The 22,773-nt window shown below is 65.0% G+C and carries 30 protein-coding genes; 22 read left to right on the top strand and 8 right to left on the bottom strand.

Going from position 1 to position 22,773, the window contains the following annotated elements; translation table 11 throughout:
* The first annotated feature begins 3 nt into the window (after window positions 1-3).
* A complete protein-coding gene (locus RMN99_RS03515; protein ID WP_309621908.1) occupies window positions 4-969 on the top strand; it encodes a hypothetical protein in 966 nt (321 codons plus the stop codon).
* A complete protein-coding gene (locus tag RMN99_RS03510) occupies window positions 969-1,871 on the top strand; it encodes a transposase (RefSeq protein ID WP_309621907.1) in 903 nt (300 codons plus the stop codon). The genes RMN99_RS03515 and RMN99_RS03510 overlap by 1 nt, the downstream gene beginning before the upstream one ends.
* Here RMN99_RS03510 and ruvX read toward each other — a convergent pair.
* From ruvX to pyrE, 7 genes are read right to left on the bottom strand one after another with little or no spacing between them, the layout of a single operon-like run.
* The gene (ruvX, locus tag RMN99_RS03505; protein WP_309621906.1) at window positions 1,868-2,350 is read right to left on the bottom strand and encodes a Holliday junction resolvase RuvX; all 483 of its coding nucleotides are present in this window, start codon (window positions 2,348-2,350) and stop codon (window positions 1,868-1,870) included. The two genes, RMN99_RS03510 and ruvX, sit on opposite strands and share 4 nt — an antisense overlap.
* A complete protein-coding gene (locus RMN99_RS03500; protein ID WP_309621905.1) occupies window positions 2,332-3,441 on the bottom strand; it encodes a DUF3089 domain-containing protein in 1,110 nt (369 codons plus the stop codon). Before RMN99_RS03500 ends, ruvX begins: the two co-directional genes overlap by 19 nt.
* 3 nt (window positions 3,442-3,444) lie before the next feature.
* Window positions 3,445-4,533: an AI-2E family transporter gene (locus RMN99_RS03495; protein ID WP_309621904.1), complete on the bottom strand. Its 1,089-nt coding sequence runs from the start codon at window positions 4,531-4,533 to the stop codon at window positions 3,445-3,447.
* Window positions 4,533-5,489, bottom strand: coding sequence for a signal peptidase I (gene lepB, locus RMN99_RS03490; protein WP_409035228.1), 957 nt, complete (start codon window positions 5,487-5,489; stop codon window positions 4,533-4,535). Before lepB ends, RMN99_RS03495 begins: the two co-directional genes overlap by 1 nt.
* Window positions 5,486-5,887: a holo-ACP synthase gene (gene acpS, locus RMN99_RS03485; protein ID WP_309621903.1), complete on the bottom strand. Its 402-nt coding sequence runs from the start codon at window positions 5,885-5,887 to the stop codon at window positions 5,486-5,488. The genes lepB and acpS overlap by 4 nt, the downstream gene beginning before the upstream one ends.
* Complete coding sequence (locus tag RMN99_RS03480; protein WP_309621902.1) at window positions 5,884-6,588, bottom strand: pyridoxine 5'-phosphate synthase; 705 nt, start codon at window positions 6,586-6,588, stop codon at window positions 5,884-5,886. The genes acpS and RMN99_RS03480 overlap by 4 nt, the downstream gene beginning before the upstream one ends.
* A 23-nt stretch (window positions 6,589-6,611) precedes the next feature.
* The gene (pyrE, locus tag RMN99_RS03475) at window positions 6,612-7,196 is read right to left on the bottom strand and encodes an orotate phosphoribosyltransferase (RefSeq protein ID WP_309621901.1); all 585 of its coding nucleotides are present in this window, start codon (window positions 7,194-7,196) and stop codon (window positions 6,612-6,614) included.
* Between the two features lie 208 nt (window positions 7,197-7,404).
* Between pyrE and coxB the strand changes: the two genes are divergently transcribed.
* The 17 genes from coxB to RMN99_RS03390 all read left to right on the top strand — a co-directional run bounded on the left by coxB (window position 7,405) and on the right by RMN99_RS03390 (window position 20,454).
* On the top strand, window positions 7,405-8,532 hold the full coding sequence (coxB, locus tag RMN99_RS03470; protein ID WP_309621900.1) for a cytochrome c oxidase subunit II: 1,128 nt from the start codon (window positions 7,405-7,407) through the stop codon (window positions 8,530-8,532).
* 38 nt (window positions 8,533-8,570) lie between these two features.
* Window positions 8,571-10,256 (top strand): cytochrome c oxidase subunit I, encoded by a 1,686-nt coding sequence (gene ctaD, locus RMN99_RS03465; protein WP_309621899.1) that lies wholly within the window; start codon window positions 8,571-8,573, stop codon window positions 10,254-10,256.
* Window positions 10,257-10,329: 73 nt separating this feature from the next.
* Entirely contained in the window at window positions 10,330-11,301 is a 972-nt protein-coding gene (locus tag RMN99_RS03460; RefSeq protein ID WP_309621898.1) for an alpha/beta hydrolase, read from the top strand.
* A gap of 5 nt (window positions 11,302-11,306) precedes the next feature.
* Window positions 11,307-12,089: an SDR family oxidoreductase gene (locus RMN99_RS03455; RefSeq protein WP_309621897.1), complete on the top strand. Its 783-nt coding sequence runs from the start codon at window positions 11,307-11,309 to the stop codon at window positions 12,087-12,089.
* Window positions 12,090-12,135: 46 nt separating this feature from the next.
* On the top strand, window positions 12,136-13,056 hold the full coding sequence (locus RMN99_RS03450) for a heme o synthase (RefSeq protein ID WP_309621896.1): 921 nt from the start codon (window positions 12,136-12,138) through the stop codon (window positions 13,054-13,056).
* Window positions 13,053-13,187, top strand: coding sequence for a hypothetical protein (locus RMN99_RS03445; protein ID WP_309621895.1), 135 nt, complete (start codon window positions 13,053-13,055; stop codon window positions 13,185-13,187). The genes RMN99_RS03450 and RMN99_RS03445 overlap by 4 nt, the downstream gene beginning before the upstream one ends.
* Window positions 13,184-13,804, top strand: a complete 621-nt coding sequence (locus RMN99_RS03440) for a cytochrome c oxidase assembly protein (RefSeq protein WP_405029538.1) — start codon at window positions 13,184-13,186, stop codon at window positions 13,802-13,804. The genes RMN99_RS03445 and RMN99_RS03440 overlap by 4 nt, the downstream gene beginning before the upstream one ends.
* A gap of 70 nt (window positions 13,805-13,874) precedes the next feature.
* A complete protein-coding gene (locus tag RMN99_RS03435; protein WP_309621893.1) occupies window positions 13,875-14,696 on the top strand; it encodes a cytochrome c oxidase subunit 3 in 822 nt (273 codons plus the stop codon).
* A 40-nt stretch (window positions 14,697-14,736) separates the two neighbouring features.
* On the top strand, window positions 14,737-15,093 hold the full coding sequence (locus RMN99_RS03430) for a DUF983 domain-containing protein (protein ID WP_309621892.1): 357 nt from the start codon (window positions 14,737-14,739) through the stop codon (window positions 15,091-15,093).
* Window positions 15,090-15,671 carry an SURF1 family protein gene (locus RMN99_RS03425; protein WP_309621891.1) on the top strand — a complete coding sequence of 194 codons (582 nt, stop codon included), beginning with the start codon at window positions 15,090-15,092 and terminating at the stop codon, window positions 15,669-15,671. The genes RMN99_RS03430 and RMN99_RS03425 overlap by 4 nt, the downstream gene beginning before the upstream one ends.
* 71 nt (window positions 15,672-15,742) lie before the next feature.
* Window positions 15,743-17,143, top strand: coding sequence for a threonine synthase (gene thrC, locus RMN99_RS03420; protein WP_309621890.1), 1,401 nt, complete (start codon window positions 15,743-15,745; stop codon window positions 17,141-17,143).
* Entirely contained in the window at window positions 17,143-18,033 is an 891-nt protein-coding gene (locus tag RMN99_RS03415) for an RsmD family RNA methyltransferase (protein WP_309621889.1), read from the top strand. The genes thrC and RMN99_RS03415 overlap by 1 nt, the downstream gene beginning before the upstream one ends.
* A complete protein-coding gene (locus RMN99_RS03410) occupies window positions 18,034-18,405 on the top strand; it encodes a dihydroneopterin aldolase (protein WP_309621888.1) in 372 nt (123 codons plus the stop codon). It abuts the gene before it with no gap.
* Window positions 18,405-18,755, top strand: coding sequence for a Rossmann fold domain-containing protein (locus tag RMN99_RS03405; protein ID WP_309621887.1), 351 nt, complete (start codon window positions 18,405-18,407; stop codon window positions 18,753-18,755). Before RMN99_RS03410 ends, RMN99_RS03405 begins: the two co-directional genes overlap by 1 nt.
* Complete coding sequence (gene moaA, locus RMN99_RS03400) at window positions 18,752-19,768, top strand: GTP 3',8-cyclase MoaA (RefSeq protein WP_309621886.1); 1,017 nt, start codon at window positions 18,752-18,754, stop codon at window positions 19,766-19,768. Before RMN99_RS03405 ends, moaA begins: the two co-directional genes overlap by 4 nt.
* 1 nt (window position 19,769) lies before the next feature.
* Window positions 19,770-20,006 (top strand): MoaD/ThiS family protein, encoded by a 237-nt coding sequence (locus RMN99_RS03395; protein WP_309621885.1) that lies wholly within the window; start codon window positions 19,770-19,772, stop codon window positions 20,004-20,006.
* A 4-nt stretch (window positions 20,007-20,010) separates the two neighbouring features.
* On the top strand, window positions 20,011-20,454 hold the full coding sequence (locus tag RMN99_RS03390; protein ID WP_309621884.1) for a molybdenum cofactor biosynthesis protein MoaE: 444 nt from the start codon (window positions 20,011-20,013) through the stop codon (window positions 20,452-20,454).
* On the opposite strand, the gene RMN99_RS03385 is transcribed toward RMN99_RS03390, so the two are convergent.
* The gene (locus RMN99_RS03385; RefSeq protein WP_309621883.1) at window positions 20,451-20,966 is read right to left on the bottom strand and encodes a hypothetical protein; all 516 of its coding nucleotides are present in this window, start codon (window positions 20,964-20,966) and stop codon (window positions 20,451-20,453) included. The two genes, RMN99_RS03390 and RMN99_RS03385, sit on opposite strands and share 4 nt — an antisense overlap.
* Window positions 20,967-21,152: 186 nt before the next feature.
* Between RMN99_RS03385 and rplU the strand changes: the two genes are divergently transcribed.
* The 3 genes from rplU (at window position 21,153) to RMN99_RS03370 (ending at window position 22,628) form a co-directional block, all read left to right on the top strand.
* Complete coding sequence (gene rplU / locus RMN99_RS03380) at window positions 21,153-21,569, top strand: 50S ribosomal protein L21 (RefSeq protein ID WP_309621882.1); 417 nt, start codon at window positions 21,153-21,155, stop codon at window positions 21,567-21,569.
* Window positions 21,570-21,588: 19 nt separating this feature from the next.
* A complete protein-coding gene (rpmA, locus tag RMN99_RS03375; protein WP_309621881.1) occupies window positions 21,589-21,855 on the top strand; it encodes a 50S ribosomal protein L27 in 267 nt (88 codons plus the stop codon).
* A 218-nt stretch (window positions 21,856-22,073) separates the two neighbouring features.
* Entirely contained in the window at window positions 22,074-22,628 is a 555-nt protein-coding gene (locus RMN99_RS03370; protein ID WP_309621880.1) for a GNAT family N-acetyltransferase, read from the top strand.
* The last annotated feature ends 145 nt before the right edge of the window (window positions 22,629-22,773 follow it).

The raw sequence follows: 22,773 nt of genomic DNA, 5'->3' as shown, positions 1-22,773 counted from the left end.
AGGATGGCGATCCACCCGGATCTTTTGGCGCTGCGGAGCGATCCGGCTCCGCAGCAGCTTGCCCACGATGCGCTTGGTGGGGCAATCGCGCAGTGGCGTGAAAGCGCGCTGGTGCGGCAGATCGAAAGCGATTTCGAGGCCTTCAGCCAGGGGGCCAAGCTTGCCGCACAAAATGGACTTGCGGCCCTGTTCGATCCGGCTGACCCGATGGCCGGGGCGCTGATCGCAAGGCTGATCGATCCGCTGGTCGCGGCGCTTGGCCAGCATCCGCTGGGGGCGGTGCCGCTGCGCCACTATGCTGATGATCAGTCGGCCACACTGGTGCTGTGCACTGGCGGCGGGGCAGCGCTGAGCGTTCAGGTGCTCGATCCTGTCGGTCTGTCGCGCCAGCGGCCCGCATCCAGCGTAACCTTCGCGCCCGGCCAGTTGCACGAGCGCATTCTGGCGGGCAGCGGCGCGGCGAAGCTGGTTAGCTTGCGCGCGATGCGGCCCGGTGGTGCCGATCTCGACAGCGAGGAGCTGCGACTTGAGCCGGGCCAATGCCTGCACCGCAACAGCGGCGAGCAATGCCGCATGATCACGGCGCTTGACGCCCCGCTGGTCCTGTTGCGGCTGCAGCGCAGGGAGGCAGGCGGCGCGCTGACCCGCGAATATGGCCTGGCCGATGGCCGCTTCATCGCCCAAGCCGCCGCCAGCCCGCGTGAGACCCGGCTGGAGCTGGCGGCAGCGCTGCTTGGCCGGATGGGGCGCAGCGATGCGGCGCCGCTGCTGGCGGCGATGGCCGAGGAAGAGGCGGGTCAATCGCTGCGCTGGCAATCGCTCAAGGAATGCCTTGGGCTCGATACCGCCACCGGCTTTGCCTCCTTGTGCCGGATCGCGGGACGCGCCGAAGATCCGCTGGCCGCGCCCGCCGGGGCTCTGCGCGCGCAGTTGATTGAGGCCTATCCGCAGCTGGAAGGGATTGCTTGATGCCGCTGGTTCTTGACATCGCCGATGCCGAAGTCGCCACGCTTGCCGAAGTGCGCGATGCCCTGAACACCAGCGGGTTCGATCCGCTCGACCCAGGCAGCCTCGATCATGCCGCGCGTTGGCTGCGGCGGCTGGGCAACGACCAGCATTTTCTGGGCGACATCCTGATCGAGGAACTGGCGCGCCGTCACAACGGGGATGGGCTGAGCAATGCCTATGGCCCGCAGGTGGTGATGCTGGTTCCGCCGCAGGGGCAATTCTTCATCCGCGCCAATATCTGGCCCTCGGCGGGTGAGCACATGGTGCGGGCCAGCGGCGATGCGGCTTTCGCGATCGGCCTGCCGCACGATCACAACTTCAACTTCCTGACGCTCGGCTACTTCGGGCCGGGGTACTGGAGCGACTATTACGAGTACGATTTCGAAGCGGTGGACGGCTGGCGCGGCGAGCCGGTCGCCTCGCTCAAATTCATCGAGCGGGCGCGGCTGGAGCAGGGCAAGATCCAGCTTTACCGCGCTAATCACGATGTCCACGCGCAGCTACCCGCAGACACTCTGTCGGTCTCGCTCAACATCATGCACACCCATGCCGTGCAGGACTGGTGCGATCAGTACAAGTTCGATCTTGAGGGCGGCACGATCGCCGCGATGCTCTCGCCCACTCCCAGCCAGGCGCTGCTGCGCGTGGCGGTGGGGCTGGGCAGCGAAGCGGCGCTTGATCTGGCGGAGCGCTTTGCCCTGCGCCACCCTAGTGACCGGTTGCGGCTGGTCGCCTTCGATGCGCTGGCGGGGCGCGATAGCGATCCGGGAGCGCGCGACACGCTATGGGCCCGGGCCGAAAATTGTGGCAGCCGGCTGGTGGCGATGGAAGCCCGCGCGCGCCGCGCCGAACTGGCGGGTTAGGCGCTGCCCGTCAAAGCGTCGATCGCGGCTTGCAAGATTACCGCGGCGGCGGCGGCATCGATCCGCGTCGCGCGCCGGGCACGGCTCATGTCCTGCGCGATGAGCGCGCTGGCCGCGCTGGCGGTGGACCAGCGTTCGTCCCACAACAGGATCGGCAGGCTAAGCGCGGCCGAGAGGTTGCGGGCATAGGCCCGGCTGGATTGCGCGCGCGGCCCTTCGGAGCTGTCCATGTTGAGCGGCAGGCCGATCACCACGCCAGCCACGCTGCGTTCGTCCACCAGCACCGCCAGGGCCTCGCGGTCGGCACCGAACTTGCGGCGCTTCAGCGTCTTGCCGGGCGAGGCAAAGCGCCAGCCCGCATCGCAAAAAGCGGTGCCGATGGTCTGGGTGCCAAGATCCAGTGCCATCAGCGCGCCGCCTGCGGGCAGGCGCTCGCGAAATTCGGCAGCCAGGGTGGTGATCAACGGCGCGCTTGCCATGCCGCTACCCGCCGCGCAAAATCCTGACGCAGGTTGGTCCAGTAGAGCGCGTAATCATAGATGTGATAGTTACCGCCGGGGAGCACGAACGGACCCATATCCGGACCTTCGCCAATCCGCAGGGTGCCATCAGCGGCGCAGGCCGCGCCGACCAGCCCGGGCGTCACCTTGGCGCTTTGCATTGTCACATCAGGGACGATTGCGCCAATATTCGCGGCGGCCAGGGCTGATCCGCCCAGGCCGCCGGTCAGCGGATTGGAACACAGGATCTGCGTGGCCTGCGCGGCCGCGCCGCCGGCCAAGCGGCGATAGGCATCGCGCATCATCGCAACATCGGCCTGATCGGCAAAGGTCAGATAGCTGATCACGCAACCCGCCTGATCGGCTGCGGCGCAGGCCGGCAGCTTCATCCGCGGCAAGTCCTGAGCGGGATCGACCACCCAGCCGATCGCGTAGACCGCCACGAGCCGCGCGGCGAGCGGGGTGCCGGCGATCTTGTCCTCGGTCAACCGCTTGGCAAGGTAGGAGCCCTGGCTGTGCCCGGCGATCACGATCGGTCGGCCAGCGGGCTGCGCGGCGATGAACAGGTCAAAGGCACGGGCGACATCGGCATAGGCCAGATCGAGCGCCTGGCGCGCTTCGGGCTTGTCGGAAACGAACGCGCCGATCGTGGCCTGGCGATAACGCGGCACCCATACCTCGCCGGCGCGGCCGAACACGCTGGCATTGGCGCGGGTCACCACACGCGCGAATTTCAGCGCATCGGCATCATCCAGCGGTGCGTTCCAGTGATCGCGCTTGAGGTAGGTGGTGGGGTGGATGAAGAACACCGCCGCATCAATCGGCGGGCCATCGGGCACGAACCCTTCGGGCGTCCAGCGCGCCGGGTCTTCGCCGGTAATGCCCGGGCGCGAAAGCCACAGCGCCGGATCGGCATAGGCATTGCTGGCCAGCACCGGTTGCGGTTCGAACCGGCTGGTTGGCTCAAGCGTCAGACGGGTGAGCTGCTGCGGGAAGAACCCCAGCGCAATCCGCGCGCCGATGAACAGCGCGATCAAAATAGCAACTACATAGAGAAACTTGCGCGCCACGTTTCACCCGGCTTCTTCGTTGCGTTCGGATTGGCGTTCCAGCGCGACCTTGATCATCGCCACCAGCGGATCGGCCAGCATCAGGCCAAGCAGGCCAAACAGTGCGCCCATGATCAGCTGCGCGCCGAGCACCAGTGCCGGGGCCAGATCGGCGGTACGCTTGGCTACCATCGGTACGATGATGTTGCCATCGACCACTTGCACCACAACATAGACGATCGCGCAGTAGAGCCCCATTTCGGCCCCGCCTGAAAAGCCGACCATGATCATCAGCGCTCCCGAAATCGGCGCACCGATATTGGGCAGGAAGGCGAGCAGCCCGGTGAGCAGGCCCAGCAGGCCCGCCATCGGCACGCCATAGCCCGCCAACAGGAACCAGGTGGCCACGCCTTCGATCCCCATCCCCAGCAAGCGCCCCGCCAGCAGCCGCCGCAGGGTCTTGCCCATGATCGTGGCGGTGCCTTCGAAGTGTTCGCGCTCACCCAGCGGCAACAGCCAGGCGAAGCCGCGCCGGTAAAGTTGCGGTTCGAGCGCGAAATAGATCGCCATCACGGCGATCAGAAAGGCGGTGGTGAAAGCGCCGATCACCCCGCCGACCGCGCTGGTCAGCTGGCTTACGCCGCCCACCGCCTTGTCGATCAGCCCGCTGAGCGACTGGGTTTCGAACTTGACCCCCTGCAATTGCAGCCAATCAGCGAACTTGAAGGCCTGGGTCTTGATGATGCCGGGCAACTGCGCGGCTTCGGCGGTGATCTGGGTGCCGGCGAACATCGCTACCCAGGCGAGGAAAGCAACGGCCAGCACCAGCACGATGGTGACCCGCCAGCCGCGCCCGATCGGCAGCACCCGGCCCAACAGCCGCGCGCCGCCATCGATCATTGCGGCAAACACCATCCCACCAAAAATCACCAGCAGCGGCTGGGCCAGATAGATTGTCAGCACCAGCAGCGCGGCCATGCCCAGCCACACAGCGGCGCGCTTGGCCTCGGTGCGGATCAGGGGATCGGTGATGTCGGTCGGCCCGGCGTGATCGCTTTCGGCGCCAGATTTGGGTTTGGGCGCGCGGGGAGAGCGGGACTTGGCCGGTGCCATCACTTGTCTTTCACGATGTGGACCGGGCGCAGGCTGGTCCACGAACGGCCCGGGCGCAAGGAATTCCAGATTGACAGCGGATCGCCGCGCTGTTCGCCATCGAGCGAGAAAGTGATGAATTCGGCGCGCCCGCCCACGTCCGAAAGCGGCACCGGCCCGCCCAGCCCATCGCGCCAGGTGGGAAAGCGGCTGTCGGCCGAATGGTTGCGGTTATCCCCCATCAGGAACACGTGGCCTTTGGGCACGGTGATCTCGGCGAAGTTGTCGGCCTCGGGATCGACCTTGTCCTTGATGACCAGATAGGTTGCGCCATTGGGCATGGTTTCGCGCAAGGTCGGCAATTCCAGCACCTTGCGGCCCGATGGCAACGTGGTGATGAAGCGCCCGAATTCCTCGTAGCAATAATAGGCCACCGCGCGATCATCGCATTTGAGGTTAGGATCGGCGGGTAGTTGCAGATCGGGCTCGACCGCTTGCGGCACGGCCTGGCCGTTGAGCACGATCTGGCCGTTGACCACCGCGATCCGGTCGCCCGGCAAGGCAACCACACGCTTGATCAGATCGTCGGTGCGGTTGCGCGGCACCACGATCACGATGTCGCCGTATTGCGGCGTGCCCGCCAGTACCCGCCGGGTGCCGCGCGGCAGCACGTGAAAGCTGGCCGAAGCCCAGTTCCAGCCATAGGGAAATTTCGATACCACCAGCCGGTCGCCCACCAAGAGGTTGGGCATCATCGAGATCGAGGGAATGTAAAACGGCTTGGCGATGAAGCTGTGGAACGTCAGCACCGCGAACAGCATCCAGAATAGCCCGCGGATCTCGCCCACCCAGTCCAGCGGCGGGCCGGTATCTTCGCTGGTTTCGTCGGCACGCACGGCCTCGGCCGCGGCAGGCGGATCGGCAGGTGGCACAGCGGGGGATGCGATTTCAGGCAGGGAACTGGTCGATTCGGTCACGTTTTGCGGGCCTCGATAACCACGAAGGCCTGCGCCCATGGGTGGTCGTCCGTTAATGTCAGATGGATCACGGCCTCATGGCCTTCGGGAACGATGCTGGCAAGCCGCGCGGCGGCCCCGCCGGTGAGCTGCAGCGTCGGCGCGCCCGACCGGGCATTGACCACGCCGATGTCCTTCATGAACACCCCGGCCTTGAACCCGGTGCCGACCGCCTTGGAAAAGGCCTCCTTGGCGGCAAAGCGCTTGGCCAGCGTCCCGGCCTTGGTGAACGAACGGCGCGCGGCTTTGGCGCGCTCGACTTCGGTGAAGACGCGGTTCTCGAACCGCTCGCCAAAGCGGTCGAGCGAGGCCTGGATGCGGTCGATATTGCAGAGGTCAGAGCCGATGGCGAGGATCACCGCGCCGCATCCATCAGTTCGCGCATCCGCAGCACCGCCGGTTCCAGCCCGCAAAAGATCGCCTCGCCGATCAGGTAATGGCCGATGTTGAGCTCGGCCAGCTGCGGGATCGCGGCGACCGGCTGGACGTTCTCGTACGTCAGCCCGTGGCCGGCGTGGGGTTCGATCCCGTTCTTGACGGCCAGTGCGGCCATCTCGGCCAGACGCCGCAGCTCGGTCGCCACCGCTTCGCCGGTCGCATGGGCATATTCGCCGGTGTGCAGTTCCACCACCGGGGCTTTCAGCCGCATCGCCGCTTCGATCTGGCGCTCATCGGGGGCGATGAACAGGCTGACGCGGATCCCCGCATCGCTGAGCCGCTGGACCAGCGGATAGAGCCGGTTGTGCTGCCCAGCGGCATCGAGCCCGCCCTCGGTGGTGCGCTCCTCGCGCCGTTCGGGGACGATGCAGGCGGCGTGCGGTTTGTGGCGCAGCGCGATCTCGAGCATTTCCTCGGTCGCCGCCATTTCGAGATTGAGCGGGAGATTGGTGGCGGCCTGGATCCGGGCGAGGTCCTCATCGCGGATATGGCGGCGGTCCTCACGCAAATGCGCGGTGATCCCGTCGCCGCCGCAAGCCGCAACGATCTCGGCCGCACGTACCGGATCGGGATGACCCCCGCCGCGCGCGTTGCGGATCGTGGCTACATGATCGATGTTCACGCCAAGGCGGAGGCGGCTTGGAATCACGGCTTCACTCTGCTCCCCGGCTTCACCGCCGGTGTTGCCGCCAGTTCGGGCGGCAGTTCATCGGTGGCATAGGTGGGGAAGCTGATGGCGATCAGCGGGAAGAAGGGAATGCCCAGATCGACCGAACCGGCAGACCTATCGACCAGCGCCGCAGCCGCGATCACTTCGCCGCCCGCGGCCTCGATCGCGCGAATCGCTTCGCGGCTCGACAGCCCGGTGGTGACCACGTCTTCGACCATCAGCACCTTTTCGCCCGGTTCGATGGTGAAGCCGCGGCGCAGTTCGAACGTGCCCTCCGGGCGTTCGACGAACACCGCTTCGACCCCCAGCGCGCGCCCCATTTCGTGACCGATGATTACCCCGCCCATCGCCGGGGAAACCACCTTGGCAATGTCGCGGCGCAGATCGCGGGGGATCCGCGATGCCAGCGCTTCGGCCAGTCTTCCGGCGCGCATCGGATCGGCCAGCACCCGTGCACATTGCAGGTAATGCGCGCTGTGGCGACCCGACGAGAGCAGAAAATGCCCTTCCAGCAATGCCTTGCTGGCGCGAAACTCGGCAAGAACGTCTTCGTCCTGCATTTTTACCCCTGACCTTTCGATAATCGGCAAAGCGTGGAACCTAGATGTTTTGTCGCGCCAACAAAATTTCCCCTAGAGGCGCTTGAGGTGCCCGTACAGCGCGCGTATAGGCCGCCTGATTTCGAGATTCCATGGGGTTGGGACCACCGCACCGCGGCTGGCTCCGAACCGGGTCCAGGATAGCAAGAGGGCGAAAGCAAAAGCAACGATGACGATCAGTCACACATCGGCCCGCACCGCGGGAAGCGCAATCAAGGCAATCGGGCTGTCGCTGGCCCTACTGGTCGGCGCCGCGGCGGCGGGGGCCACACCTGCCGCCAATGCCCCGGCTGCTGCCGCTACCGTTGGCGTCGATGCGGCGGTTGCCGCAGCGGCAGCTGACAAAGCCGCGCCGGCGCCCGCCGCCAAGGCAGCTGCGCCGGCCGCAGCTCCGGCTGCTCCGGCGGTCGATCCCAACGATCCCAAGTTCAAGGTCGCCCCGGGCGGCTATACCCCGATGGCACCGGTCGAAGGCGTCGGCATGCCGATTTCCGGCGCGATCGACGTCCAGCAGCAGTTCTCGCCAACGGGGCAGCAAGCCAACACCATGCACATCGGCCTCGTTTGGGTGATGGTCGTGATCACCGCTTTTGTGATGCTGTTGCTGCTTTACGTGATGATCCGCTTCAACAAGCGCGCCAATCCGGTGCCATCGAAAACAGCGCACAACACGTTGCTCGAAGTGGTGTGGTCGGGCATTCCGATCCTCATTCTCGTCGCTATCGCGGTGCCGTCGGTCAGCCTGCTGAAAGCCCAGTTCAAGGATCCGGGCAAGAATACGCTGACCGTCAAGGCGACCGGCAACCAGTGGTACTGGACCTATACCTATCCCGATAATGGCGGGTTCGAAGTGATCTCGAACCTGCTCAAGGAAAAGGACGTGGCGCAGGCCGGCGAACGGTTCCGCACCGATGCCGATGGCCCCCAGCAACTGGCGGTCGACAACCGCATGGTCCTGCCGGCGGGTGAGGATATCCGCCTCCAGTCGATCGGTGCAGACGTGATCCACGCGTTTGCCATGCCGTCGCTGTGGCTCAAGATCGATGCCGTGCCGGGCCGCCTCAACGAACGGGTGTTCCGGATCGAAAAGCCGGGTGTCTATTTCGGCCAGTGCAGCGAACTGTGCGGCGCGCGGCACGGCTATATGCCGATCGTGATCGAAGCGCTCCCGCGTGACAAATACAACGCCTGGGTGATCGCCCAGGGCGGCACGATTGACGGGCTTCCCAAAGCCCCGGCCGCTGCCGAGCCTGCCGCTGGCGCCAAGCCTGCCGAAGCCGGCAAGCCTGCCCGCTAAGCGCATCAAAGACATCGAGCCAAAGAAGGTTGCATCCCATGGCCACTACCGCCGAACAGTTCCAGGCCCACATCGAAGACCATCATGCCGAGCATGATCACAAGCCGACATTTTTCAAACGTTGGTTCATGTCGACCAACCACAAGGATATCGGCACACTCTACCTGATTTTCGCGATTTTCGCGGGGGTCATCGGCGGCGCGGTTTCGGGCCTGATGCGCTGGGAACTCAACCAGCCGGGCATCCAGGTGCTGGGCACTGTTGCCGCGTTCCTGGGCGAGCCCAATGCCAATTTCGATGCGCAACTGCACCTGTGGAACGTGCTGATCACCGCGCACGGGCTGATCATGGTGTTCTTCATGGTCATGCCGGCGATTATCGGCGGCTTTGGCAACTGGTTCGTGCCGCTGATGATCGGCGCGCCCGACATGGCCTTCCCGCGGATGAACAACATCTCGTTCTGGCTGACCGTCGCGGGCTTCAGCAGCCTGATGATCTCGGCCTTCGTGCCCGGCGATTCGACCGGTAACGGTGCGGGTATCGGCTGGACCGCCTATGCCCCGCTGTCGACCTACGGCTCGGTCGGGCCGGCCACTGACTTTGCGATCTTCTCGCTCCACCTTGCCGGTGCTGCATCGATCATGGGGGCGATCAACTTCATCACCACCATCTTCAACATGCGCGCACCGGGCATGACGCTGCACAAGATGCCGCTGTTCGTGTGGTCGGTGCTGGTCACCGCATTCCTGCTACTGCTGGCGCTGCCGGTGCTGGCGGCGGCGATCACCATGCTGATCACCGACCGCAATTTCTCGACCACCTTCTTCGATGCCAAAGGCGGCGGCGATCCGGTGCTTTACCAGCACCTGTTCTGGTTCTTCGGCCACCCCGAAGTGTACATCATGATCCTGCCGGGCTTCGGCATCGTCAGCCAGGTGATCTCGACTTTCTCGAAAAAGCCGATTTTCGGCTACCTCGGCATGGCTTACGCGATGGTTGCGATCGGCGTGGTCGGGTTCGTGGTGTGGGCGCACCACATGTTCACCACCGGCATGACGCTCGATACCAAGATGTATTTCACGCTCGCCACGATGGTGATCGCGGTGCCCACCGGCATCAAGATCTTCAGCTGGATCGCAACGATGTGGGGCGGCTCGATCGAATTCAAGAGCCCGATGGTCTGGGCGATCGGCTTCATTTTCCTGTTCACCGTCGGCGGCGTAACCGGCGTCTACCTCGCCAACGGCGGGATCGACGATGTGGTCCACGATACCTACTTCGTGGTGGCGCATTTCCACTATGTGCTCAGCCTTGGCGCGGTGACGGCGCTGTTCTGCGGGTTCTATTACTGGTTCCCCAAGATGAGCGGCAAGATGCACAGCGAATTCCTGGCGCACCTGCACTTCTGGATATTCTTCGTGGGTGTGAACATGATCTTCTTCCCGCAGCACTTCCTTGGTCTGCAGGGCATGCCGCGCCGCTATCCGGACTATGCCCCGGCCTATGAATACTGGAACCACTGGTCGTCGCTGGGCTATCTGGTGATGGCGAGCTCGATCCTGATCTTCTTCGTCAACATCATCTATGCCTTCACCATGGGCAAGAAGGCTGAAGGCAATTATTGGGGTGAAGGCGCGACCACGCTCGAATGGACCCTGTCCAGCCCGCCGCCGTTCCACCAGTTCGAAACGCTGCCGGTGATCGACGACAAGGATCAACACTAGGCTAAACCGGTCCGCACTGGACACGAAGCGCCCCGGCCCTCAAGGTCGGGGCGTTTTCGTTGGGAGACACGCAATGCCGCAGTTTCTGATGATCGACGTCGGCGGGGTGCGGTTGCGCTGCGCGATCGAAGGCCCAACGGCCGGTGATGCGCCGCTGGTCATCATGGTCCACGGCTTTCCCGAAAGCTGGTATTCGTGGCGCCATCAATTGGGCCCGGTCGCCAAGGCCGGGTTCACCGCCTGCGCCATCGATGTGCGCGGCTATGGCGGCAGCGACAAGCCGCCACGGGTCGAGAATTACACGCTGGAGGCGATCGCGGGCGATCTGATCGGGCTGGCCGATTTCCTTTCGCCCGACCAGCCGGTGGTGCTGATCGGCCACGATTGGGGCGCGCCGATCGTGTGGAACACCGCTTTCACCAACCCGGGACGGGTGCGCGCGGTGGCCGGACTCTCGGTGCCGTTCTCGGGTGCGCCGCAGCGCCCGTTTACCGAGGTGTTCCGTGAACATTTCACCAGCCAGGGCCGGTTTTTCTATCAGGAATACTTCCAGCAACCGGGGGTAGCCGAAGCCGAGGCGGAGGCCGATCCGCGCCGTTTTGTCGAAACGATGATGTACTCGATCTCGGGTGATGTGCCGCCGGGTGACTATTGGAACAAGCCGGCCGGCGCCACGTTCCTGCAGGATTTGCCGCAGCCGCAACCAGTGCCATGGCTGACCAGCGAAGATCTCGATTACTACGAAGCCGAATTCAAGGCCTCGGGCTTTCGCGGGCCGCTGAACCGCTATCGCAATCATGAACGCGACTATGAATGGCTTAAACCGATGCAGGGCAAGCAGCTTGAACAGCCGTGCCTGTTCATCGGCGGCACCCGCGATCCCGCCACCACGCTGTTCGGCGCGGTGGCTGATCCGGTCGCGATGATGCGGATGTTTGCGCCCAAAGTCGAAGGCCACGTGCTGGCCGGGGTGGGCCACTGGACCCAGCAGGAACGCCCCAACGAGGTCAATACGCTGCTGCTCGACTGGCTGGAAAGGCTGTGACGACCATGGACGATATTGCAAACGAACCCCGCCGTGCGATCCTGATCAGCGGCGCGGCATCGGGCATTGGCCGGGCCACGGCGCAGCTGTTTGCCGGGCAGGGCTGGCTGGTCGGCGCGCTTGACCGTGATGCGGCGGGGCTGGCGCGGCTGGCGGACGAGCTTGGAACGCAGGTCTGGACCCTGGCACTGGATGTGACCGACCGGGCCGCAGTGCTGAGTGCGGTGGCGGCCTTTGACGCGGTCGCCGGGCGGCTCGATGTGCTCCACAACAACGCCGGGATCGATGCCAAGGGGCTGTTTGCCGACATGGCATGGGACAAGGTCCAGCGCCTGGTCGAGGTCAACCTGCTGGGCGGGATGAGCCTGATCCACGCGGCGCTGCCGCTGCTGTGCCGCACGCCGGGTTCGCTGTGCCTGACCACGGCCTCGGCCTCCGCCATTTTTGGCCAGCAGGGCATGGCGGTCTATTCGGCCACCAAGTTCGCGGTGCGCGGGTTGACCGAGGCGCTGTCGGTCGAACTGGCGGCGCACGGCGTTCGCGCGGCTGACCTTATTCCCGGCATCATCGATACCGGGATGCTGTCAGCTGAAGAAAAGGCGCAGCTGCCCAGCGACGGGCCGCTACGGGTGATTAGTCCCGATGCGGTGGCGCAGGCGGCATGGTCGGCGTGGTTGGGGAATGAGCTGCACTGGTTTGTCCCGGCAGAGCTGGCCCCGTTCGATCTTGCCGCCCGCCAGGACCCCGAAGCGGTGCGTGATCGCAGAATCGCCGGAAGTCCCTTTTGATCACTTCCTAGGGGGCGGTAACCCGCCTATAGGCCGCGCGAGACTCATGACCGCAACTTCCGCCTCCACACTGCCGCTGCCCGCCGATTGGCGCGATTTCCTGGCGCTGACCAAGCCTAGGGTGATGAGCCTGGTGATCTTCACCGGGCTGTGCGGGATGCTGGCCGCGCCGACGGGTGTCGATCCGGTGATCGGTTTCGTGGCGATCCTGTGCATCGCGGTGGGGGCCGGCGGTGCGGCCGCGCTCAACCAGTGGTGGGAAGCCGATCTCGATGCCAAGATGAAGCGTACCGCCAATCGCCCGCTGCCGGCCGGGCGGATGGAGCGCAGCGCGGCGCGCGATTTCGGGATCGCGCTGTCGGTCGGCTCGGTGATCGTGATGGGGCTGGGGGTTGGCTGGCTGGCCGCCGCGATCCTGGCGGTGTCAATCGTTTACTACGCGGTAGTCTATACCATCTGGCTCAAGCCGCGCACACCGCAGAACATCGTGATCGGCGGCGGGGCAGGGGCCTTTCCGCCGATGATCGGCTGGATCGCTGCAACCGGCGATGTGACGCTGATGCCGGTCCTGTTGTTCGCGATCATCTTTTTCTGGACCCCGCCGCATTTCTGGGCGCTCGCGCTGTTTGTCGAGACCGACTATGCCGCTGCCGGCGTGCCGATGATGCCAGTGGTGGCCGGACACAAGAGCACGCGGCGCCAGATCCTGATCTATGCCGTGCTGCTGCTGCCGATCGCCGTGGCGCCGTTCCTGCTGGAGTTGACCGGCTGGATCTATGGCCTCAGCGCGCTACTGCTGGGGGCCATATTCCTGTTCCTCAGCATCAAGGTTGCCACCTTCCGCACCGCCGCCAACGATATGGACATGGCGGCCGAAAAACGGCTGTTTGCCTTTTCGGTCATCTACCTATTTGCACTGTTCGGCGCATTGGTGGCTGATCGACTGATCCTTGGAGTCCACGCATGAGCGACCAGACACCCGATCCGATGGAACAACGCCGCCGCATCATCCGCGGCCGCAACAATGCGCTGGCACTGGTGCTGGGCGCGCTGGTGGTGCTGTTCTTCGCCATCACCATCGTCAAGCGGCTGCACTGACCGTGACCACGACTGTGTCCGGCGCGCGCTATCGCAATCGCCGCGTTGCCATGATTGCGGGCGGGGTCGCGCTGGCGATGCTCGGCCTCGGGTTCGCCTCGGTGCCGCTCTACCGGCTGTTCTGCCAGGTGACCGGCTTTGGCGGCACCACCCAGCGCGCCAGCGAAGCACAGGCGGGCGCGGTCAAGATCGCCAGCCAGACCATCTCGGTGCGTTTCGATGGCAATGTCGAGGCCGGGATGCCGTGGCGCTTTGGCCCCGATCAGATCACCCAGGAAATGCGCCTCGGCGAACGCAAGATGGCGTATTACAGCGCGCAGAACCTGTCCGACCGGGCGATCACCGGGATCGCCAGCTTCAATGTCGAGCCCGAATATGTGGCGCGCTATTTCATGAAGATCCAGTGCTTCTGCTTCAACCAGCAGACGCTGCAGGCGGGGCAGAAGATCACCATGCCGGTGAACTTTTATGTCGATCCGGCGATCCTTGATGATCCCGATGCCGCGCAGGTCAAGCAGATCACTTTGAGCTACACTTTCCACGTCTCGGTCGATCAATCGGCTGCAACGGGGAAACAGGCTGCAAAGGCACTGGACCAGCCGCGCCCTGCGCGATAAGGGCCAATTGCAATTGACGCCGGTGGGGCAGCCTGCCGGCCACTTACGACAACAGGGACCTGATACGATCATGGCCGGCAAGATCAACCACCAGTACCACATCCTCGATCCTGATATCATGCCGTTCGTAGGCTCGCTCTCGGCGCTGACCATGACCAGCGGGCTGGTTCTGTTCATGCACAATATCGCGGCAGGCAAACTGGTGTTCCCGCTGGGGATGGCCGGAATCCTGCTGACCATGTTCATGTGGTGGACCAAGGTTGTGGCCGAAGCGCACAAAGGCCACCACACCCCGGTGGTGCAGCTGCATCTGCGTTACGGCATGATCCTGTTCATCGCTTCCGAAGTGATGTTCTTCGTCGGCTGGTTCTGGGCCTTTTTCGATTTTTCGCTGTTCCCATCGACAATCGCCGAAGTGGTGGCCGGGCAATGGCCGCCCAAGGCGATCGAAGCGGTGATGGATCCGTTCGATCTGCCGCTGCTCAACACGCTGATCCTGCTGTGTTCGGGCACCACCGTCACCTGGGCGCACCACAGCCTGATCCATGGTGACCGCGAAGGCCTCAAGAAGGGCCTGTGGATGACCATCATTCTGGGCGTTCTGTTCAGCTTCATCCAGGCTTACGAATATGCCCACGCGCCGTTCGATTTCGGCAAGAACACTTATGGCAGCGCGTTCTACATGGCGACCGGGTTCCACGGGTTCCATGTGATCATCGGCACGATCTTCCTGATCGTCTGCCTCAAGCGCACCTACAACGGCGATTTCACGCCGCGCCAGCACTTCGGCTTCGAAGCGGCTGCGTGGTACTGGCACTTCGTCGATGTGGTGTGGCTGTTCCTGTTCGTCGCCATCTATGTCTGGGGTGGTTGGGGCCATCCGGTCCACTGATTTGACCGACGAAACACCACTCGCAAATGGGCAGCCCGGCTTGGCCGCGGCTGCCTTTTTTGCACTGTGCCCGCGTTGCGGTGCCAAGGGGCTGTTTTCCGGACTGACCGGGTTTGCGCCCAAGTGCGGCACTTGCGGGCTGGATTACCAAGCCTTCAACGTTGGCGATGGCCCGGCGGCGTTCCTGACCATGGTGATCGGCGCGCTGGTGGTCGGCCCGGTGCTGTGGGTGCAGCTGACATTTGAGCCACCGCTGTGGGTGCATCTGGTGCTGTGGGCGCCGGTGATCCTTGGCGCAACGATCTGGGGGCTACGCGTTACCAAGGCCGCGCTGCTTTACGCCGAATTCCAGCGCAAGGCGATTGAAGCGACCGGCAAGGACATCAGACCCGAATGACCCTGAAACGTATTCCGATTATCCCCACGTTGCTGGTACTGGCGGCAGTTGGCGTGATGGTGCGGCTGGGGTTCTGGCAGCTTGACCGGCTGCATCAGAAGGCGCTCCTGCAGCAGCGCTATGCCGCTGCACAGGGGATGAATGCGGATGTGCCGTGGCCGCGCACGAAGGCCGATGCGGAGCAACTGTTGTTCCGCCACAGCCGCATCGATTGCCGCGCGCCCGCCGCCGATCAACCGCTCTCGGGCCGCAATGCGAAAGGCGAGTCGGGGTGGTCGCACATGGTGGCCTGCACCCTTGCGGATGGTGGCAAGGCCGAAATCGTGCTCGGCTGGTCACGTGACTTTGCGCCAAGACAATGGGCTGGCGGCGCAATCGGCGGGATTGTCGCTGAGGGCATTGCTGCTCCGGCGCGGCTGTTTGTCGACGCGCCGCTTGCCGGGCTTGAGGCGAATGCCCGCCCTGATCCCAAAGACCTGCCCAACAACCACTTGTCCTATGCGTTCCAGTGGTTCCTGTTCGCAGCTACCGCGCTGGTGATTTACGGCCTGGCGCTGCGCAAACGGCTTTCCGCATAGCAATTTTCGATAAGCGGGCGCACCCGCGCGGGGTTTTCAATTGCGCCCCGGCCCGCTAACGCCCGGCCACCATGGAATATGTCTCCACCCGCGGCAGCGCTCCGGTGCTCGATTTCGAACAGGCCACGCTGGCGGGCCTTGCCAGCGATGGTGGGCTTTATGTGCCGCGCGCGTGGCCGCGCTTCTCAGCTGCCGAGATCGCGGCGATGGCCGGACTGCCCTATGCCGAGCTGGCGGCGCGGGTGATGCAGCCCTTTATCGGGACAAGCCTCACCCCCGAACGCCTGCGCGCGCTGACCACGATCGCCTATGGCCGCTTCGCCCACAAGGCGGTCACGCCGCTCAAGCAGCTCGATGAACAGAACTGGCTGCTCGAACTGTTCCATGGGCCGACGCTGGCGTTCAAGGACGTGGCGCTGCAACTGCTGGGCTTGTTATTCGAGGAATTCCGGGGCCGCGGCGGCGATCCGCTGACGATTGTCGGGGCCACCTCGGGTGATACCGGATCGGCGGCGATCGATGCCGTGGCGGGCCGCGCCAGAATCGACATCTTCATGATCCACCCCAAGGGCCGGGTGTCCGATGTGCAGCGCCGCCAGATGACCACGGTGCTGGCGCCCAATGTTCACAACATTGCGATCGACGGCTCGTTCGACGATGCTCAGGCGATGGTGAAGCGGATGTTCAATGATACCGCGATGACCGGCCGGTTTGCCATTGGCGCGGTCAATTCGATCAACTGGGCGCGGTTGATGGCGCAGGTGGTTTACTATTTCGCCAGCGCGCTGCAACTGGGCGCGCCGCACCGTCAGGTTGCCTTTGCCGTGCCAACCGGCAATTTCGGCGATGTCTTCGCAGGCTATGTCGCGGCGCAAATGGGCCTGCCGGTGGCCAGGCTGATCGTGGCGACCAACGTCAACGATATCCTCCACCGCGCGCTCAGCACCGGGGACTATTCGGCCGGCACCGTCACGCCGACGGCCACTCCGTCGATGGATATCCAGGTCTCGTCCAACTTCGAACGCCTGCTGTTCGATCTGGGCGGGCGCGATGGCGCCGCGCTGGCCGCGCAGATGGCGGGCTTCGAAGCGACCAAGGCAATGCAGCTGACCAACGCGCAGCGCGAAGGCGCGGCCCGGCTGTTCACCAGCGCACGCGCCGATGCCGATCAGATGGCGCAGGCGATCCGCTGGGCCTGGGACGCGGCGGGCGAACTGCTCGATCCGCATACCGCGATCGGGCTTCATGCTGCCCGCGAGGCGGGCCTGCCACGCGAAGTTCCGGTGGTAACGCTGGCCACCGCGCACCCGGCCAAATTCCGCGACGCGGTGGAACGCGCCACCGGCCGCCGGCCCTCGCTGCCCAGCCGGATTGGCGATCTGTTCGAACGCGAGGAACGCTTTGTGGAGCTGCCCGGCGATTATGCCGGGATCGCGGACTATGTGGCCGCCCACGCCACGGCGCGGGGCTGATGGCCGAACTGATCCCAGATCCCGTGGTGATGACGGGGGAGGGCTGGGCCGATTACGGGCTGGTCGATTGCGGGCACGGCCGCAAATACGAACGCTATGGCCCCTACAGCTTCATCCGCCCCGAACCGCAGGCGATGTGGACCCCGCGGCTCGAACGCTGGGAGGCCGACGGCGAATTCGTCCCCGGCAGCGACGAAGATGGCGGCGGGCGCTGGGCCTATGGCAGCCGCGCGGTGCCGCCCGATGGCTGGCCGCTCAGCTGGGGCGAGGCCAGGTTCACCGCGCAGTGCACCCCGTTCCGGCATCTGGGTTTCTTCCCCGATATGGCCCCGGTGTGGGACTGGATGGGTGACCGGCTGGACGGGCGGAACGATGCGGTCACGCTCAACCTGTTCGGCTACACCGGCGTCGGCACCCAGGCGTTGAGCCGGTTCGGGCCGGTCACCCACGTCGATGCCAGCAAAAAATCGGTCGCGCAGGCCCGCGCCAATGCCGAGCTGGCGGGGATTGCAGACCGTCCGCTGCGCTGGATTGTCGATGATGCTGCCAAGTTCGCTGCGCGCGAAGTGCGGCGCGGCAAGCGCTATGACGGGATCGTGCTCGATCCGCCCAAATTCGGGCGCGGGCCCGAGGGCGAGGTCTGGCGGTTGGAGGAGCACTTGTCTGGCCTGCTGGCCGATTGCCGCCGCCTGCTCGATGCCGACAGCCGGTTCCTGTTCCTCACGGTCTATGCGGTGCGGATGTCATCATTGGCATTGATCGGGCTAATGGACGAAATTTTCCGCGACCTGCCGGGCAAACTGGAGCATGGCGATCTGGCGGTGCGCGAGGACGGCGAGGACGGACGCCTGCTGCCCACCGCGATCTTCGCGCGGTGGAGCAACGCTTGAATGGCCGACAGCCTGATCCTTGAAGTCGCCGAGTTTGAGCATGACGTGCTTACGGGCATCTATTCGGAAGAAACCGGCCGCCCGCAGCCGCTGCGCTTTACCGTCTCGGTACGGCTCAAGCCCGCGCCGCATTACGCTCCCGATACGCCGCTCGAAGCCAGCAAGAACTATATGGACCTCAAGTTCGCGGCGTCAGGCGCGCTGCCCGAGGGGGTTCATTTCAAGCTGATCGAGGCGGTGGCGGATCACATCTGCGACACACTGTTCGTTCAGGACGCGCGGGTTGAAGCCGTCAGCGTCAAGATCGTCAAGCTGGCGATCAGCGAGAACGGCGAACAGATCGGCATGACGCTCAGCCGCGAGCGGCGCTGATGGCAGTGCTGGAGGTTTGCGTCCTGCCGATCGAGCCCAGCGCTGCGGCGGCGGCGTTTCATGCGGAATGGCTATCAAAGGCGGTTGCGCTGCTCAATCCTCCCCGTGTCGGGGAGGATCTGGTGATCGCTTTCGCTGCAGCGGATTATACCCACACCGGCTGGCGCCTGGCCGCGGTGCAGATGCTGGCGCGCGAGCATGCTCCGGCGCGGGTCAATGCGGTGTCAGGCGGCGGCGCGGCGGCACAGGCGGCGGCGCTGGCCTATCTGGCGGGCGGGGCCGGGATCACCGGGCAATACCTGCCTTTGGATGACGCCGGGGCCGGACCTGTGGTAATGGCATTCGAATGACCAGCGCCGCACCCCTGATCGACCAGTTCAATCGCCGGATCAGCTATCTGCGGCTGTCGGTCACCGATCGCTGTGATTTGCGCTGCACCTATTGCATGCCCGAAGCGCAAGTCTTCCTGCCGCGCAAGGACGTGCTCAGCCTTGAAGAACTGCACAAGCTGGCACTGGGGTTTATCGCCCGCGGGGTCAGCAAGATCCGCCTGACCGGGGGCGAACCGCTGGTCCGGCGCGACATGATCGAGCTGGTCCGGGCGCTGGGCCGCAAGCTCGGCGATGGCCTCGACGAACTGACGCTGACCACCAACGGCACCCAGCTGGCCCGCTTTGCCGAAGACCTGTTCGCAGCCGGGGTGCGGCGGATCAACGTCTCGCTCGACACGCTGGACCGCGATCAGTTTGCCCGGCTGGCGCGGCGTGACAGCCTGCCGCAGGTGCTGGAAGGCATCGCTGCGGCGCGGGCGGCGGGGCTCAAGGTCAAGCTCAACACCGTCGCGCTCAAGGGCACCAACGAAGCCGGGATCCCTGACCTGATGGGCTGGGCCCATGCCAAGGGTATGGAATTGACCCTGATCGAGGTGATGCCGCTGGGCGAGGTTGAGGAAGACCGGTTCGACCAGTATCTGCCGCTCAGCACTGTGCGCGCCGATCTGGAGCAGCGTTTTACACTGACACCCAGCTCGCATCGCAGCGGCGGCCCGGCGCGCTATGTCGATGTCGCCGAAACCGCCAATGGCAAGGGCGGGCGGCTGGGCTTCATCACCCCGCTGACCAACAATTTCTGCGACGGCTGCAACCGCGTGCGGGTGACCGCGACAGGCCAGCTATACGCCTGCCTTGGCGGCCGGGAGCAGGTTGATCTGCGCGCCGCGCTGCGCAGCGAAGAACCCGATGCAGCGCTGCAAGCCGCACTTGATGAAGCGATGCGGATCAAGCCGCTGCGCCATCATTTTGCGATCGATCGCAGCGGCGCCGCGCCTGCGCTGGCGCGCCACATGTCGATGACCGGCGGCTGAGATGGCGCGGCTGGTGTTCCTGGGCAAGCTGGCCGATGTGGCCGGCGCCGCCGAGTGTGCGGTAAAGCCGGGCGCGCTGGCTGATGTACTGGCGCGGTTGCCTGCCGCGCTCGCGGTCGCCTTGCTGGATGAACGGGTGCGCGTGGCGCTCAACGGCGAACTGATTGCTCATCCCGAAGCCGTGATCCTGGCCGATGGCGACGAGCTGGCCTTCCTTCCCCCGGTCAGCGGGGGTTAGGCCGGTGATCAAGGTGTGCCTGCTCGATCGGCCGTTCGATCCCGGCGCGTTCGTTGGCGCCTTCACCGCGGCCCATCCAGGGCTGGGCGCGGTCTGCACGTTCGTGGGCGAAGTGCGCGGGGGTGACGGGGTCGCAGCGCTTGAACTCAGCCACTATGCCCCGCTGACACTGTCGGGGATGGAGCAACTGGCTTCCCGCACGGCGGATCGGTTTGGCTTGATCGGCCTGCTGATGCTGCACCGGGTGGGCGAACTTCGCCCCGGCGAGCCGATCGTCTGCGTCTCCGCCGCCGCCAGCCACCGCCGCGCGGCGTTCGATGCGGCCCAATTCGCGATGGACCACCTCAAAAGCCGTGCGTGGTTCTGGAAGCGCGAAAAACGCGGCGGGCAGTGGTCCTGGATCGAACCGCGTGCTGAGGACTATGCCGATCTGGCCCGCTGGGATTAGTTGTCCAGCTGGCGCAGCAGGCCGATCAGTGTCTGGTCCTGCCGGGCGATTATGCCGATCACCCGGTCACGCGCGTCGGCAACCCGGGTCACGTCCTCGCCGCGGGTCATCGCTTCGGCAAACATCCGGTCAAGTTCGGCCAGGGGCACCATCGCCTGGCCGCGCGCCGCTTCGAGTTCGGATACGGCCATGGTGGCCACCGCCCATGGCTCGCTGCCCACGCGTGCCCGCCCTGACTGGCCGACCAAGCGGCGCGCAGTGGCCTCACCGCGGCGAAAGCGGGCATCGGCCTGCTGCGCCTTGGCAACCAGCGAATCGACCGCGCCCAGCACCTGCGCCGATGGCTGCGGCAGGGGTACTTGCACGGCTGGTGCCGGCGGCGTGCCATAGGTGGCCGTAACCCGCTCTGCCGGGCGCTTGGCGAGCGAGGGGAATTCGCTGGTGTCCTGCGCACAGGCGCCGAGTGAAAGGGCGCAAATCAGGATCGCGGCCGGGGCAGGTCGGAAAGACATGGTCCGGGCATAGCATGGCGGGCGCAACTTGCCAGATAGGACGCATCTTTACCGTTCTTGGCGTTGACAGTCTGGGCACCTTGGACTAGGGGCTGCCCTTCTTTCGGGCCCCCTGCCGTAGGTGAGGGGCCCAAATACTGTCCGAATCGCCGGGCGGTTTGACGCAATAGAACGGATAAGAGCACCATGTTCGCAGTTGTGCGCACAGGCGGCAAGCAATACCGGGTTGCCGCCGGAGACAAGATCGCGGTTGAAAAGCTCAGCGGTGAAGCCGGTGAAACCATCACGCTGGGCGATGTCCTGCTGGCGGGTGACGGCGGCGAAGTGAAGGATGCCAAGGGCATCGTCGTTTCGGCCGAAATCATCGCTCAGGCGAAAAGCGAAAAGGTGATCGTTTTCAAGAAGCGTCGCCGCCATAACTATCGCCGCAAGAACGGCCACCGCCAGCAGCTGACGCTGCTGCGCATCGTTGCCGTTGGGGCCGAGGAAAAGAAGGCCGCTCCCAAGAAGGAAGCCGCTGCTCCCAAGGCTGACGAAACCGCTGCGGCTGAAAAGCCCGCCAAGAAAGCCCCGGCCAAAAAGGCCGAGCCGGCTGCTGAATAAGACTTCGGAGTAGATCGAGATGGCACATAAAAAAGCTGGTGGCTCTTCGCGCAACGGCCGCGATTCGGCTGGCCGCCGCCTTGGCGTCAAGAAGTTCGGCGGTCAGGAAGTGATCGGCGGTAACATCATCATCCGCCAGCGCGGAACCCGGGTCTATCCGGGTGCCGGTGTTGGCCTGGGCAAGGATCACACCCTGTTCGCGCTCGTCGCGGGCCGCGTGCGCTTCCACCTCGGCAAACTCGGCCGCAAGTACGTCTCGGTCGACATGCCGCAGGCAGCCGAATAGCGGACAGCCGATAACGGGCTGTCCTTGATGGATGGCCCCGCCGGTTCAGACCGGCCGAATGAGGGAGAGGGCCAGGCCCATCTCCCTTTTTTCGTCTCTCCCTCAGCACGGTTTGATCAGGATGCCCCGGCGCGGGACCATCCGGACGCAAGCCGTAATGGCAATGTCACACCGCGCGCCTAGAACGCGGAGGTGACCCGGTGATGGGAGTAGAGACAATGTTCATTCGCAGCGAAAGGCTGTTCCTGCGGCCCGGCTGGCCCGAGGACTGGCAGGAATTGCTGGCCCGGATTGACGACGAAGAGGTCGCCAGGAACCTGGCGCAGGTGCCGTGGCCCTATACCGCCGACGATGCCCGCTGGTTCGCCAGCCAGCCGCAGCATCCGCGCTGCCCGCACTTTTTCGTGACGCTGCCGACCAGCAGCGAACCGGCGCGGATCATCGGCTGTGTCGGTCTGGCGCAGGACGGCGATGCTGTTGAGCTGGGTTACTGGTTCGCCCGCGATTTCTGGGGCAGGGGCTATGCTACCGAAGCCGCGCGCGCCGTGATTGGCCTGGCGCGCACGCTGGGCCACCGCAAGCTGATGGCCGGCCAATTTGTCGACAACCCCGCCTCGGGCCGGGTGCTGCGCAAGGTTGGCTTCACGCCAACCGGACAGCAGCGCCAGCGCTTCAGCCTGGCGCGCGGTTGCGCAGTGGATTCGATCGAGCACGGCCTCGAACTGGCCGAACCGGGCAATTGCGACGACCCGGCGGATATGCGCGTGGCGTAAGCGAAAAGATCCGCTCCATTCTTACGCAGTGCAACTGGGGAGGTGGCGCGCCGAAGGCGTGACGGAGGGGTATTGGCGCCAGCCCAGAAGCCCCTCCGTCAGTCGCCTTCGGCGTCTGCCACCTCCCCATTTGTGGCCGTCGCCA

Origin of the sequence: Novosphingobium sp. (assembly GCF_031417815.1) — a bacterium.
GTDB lineage: Bacteria > Pseudomonadota > Alphaproteobacteria > Sphingomonadales > Sphingomonadaceae > Novosphingobium.
This window is presented reverse-complemented; position numbering and strand designations above follow the sequence as displayed.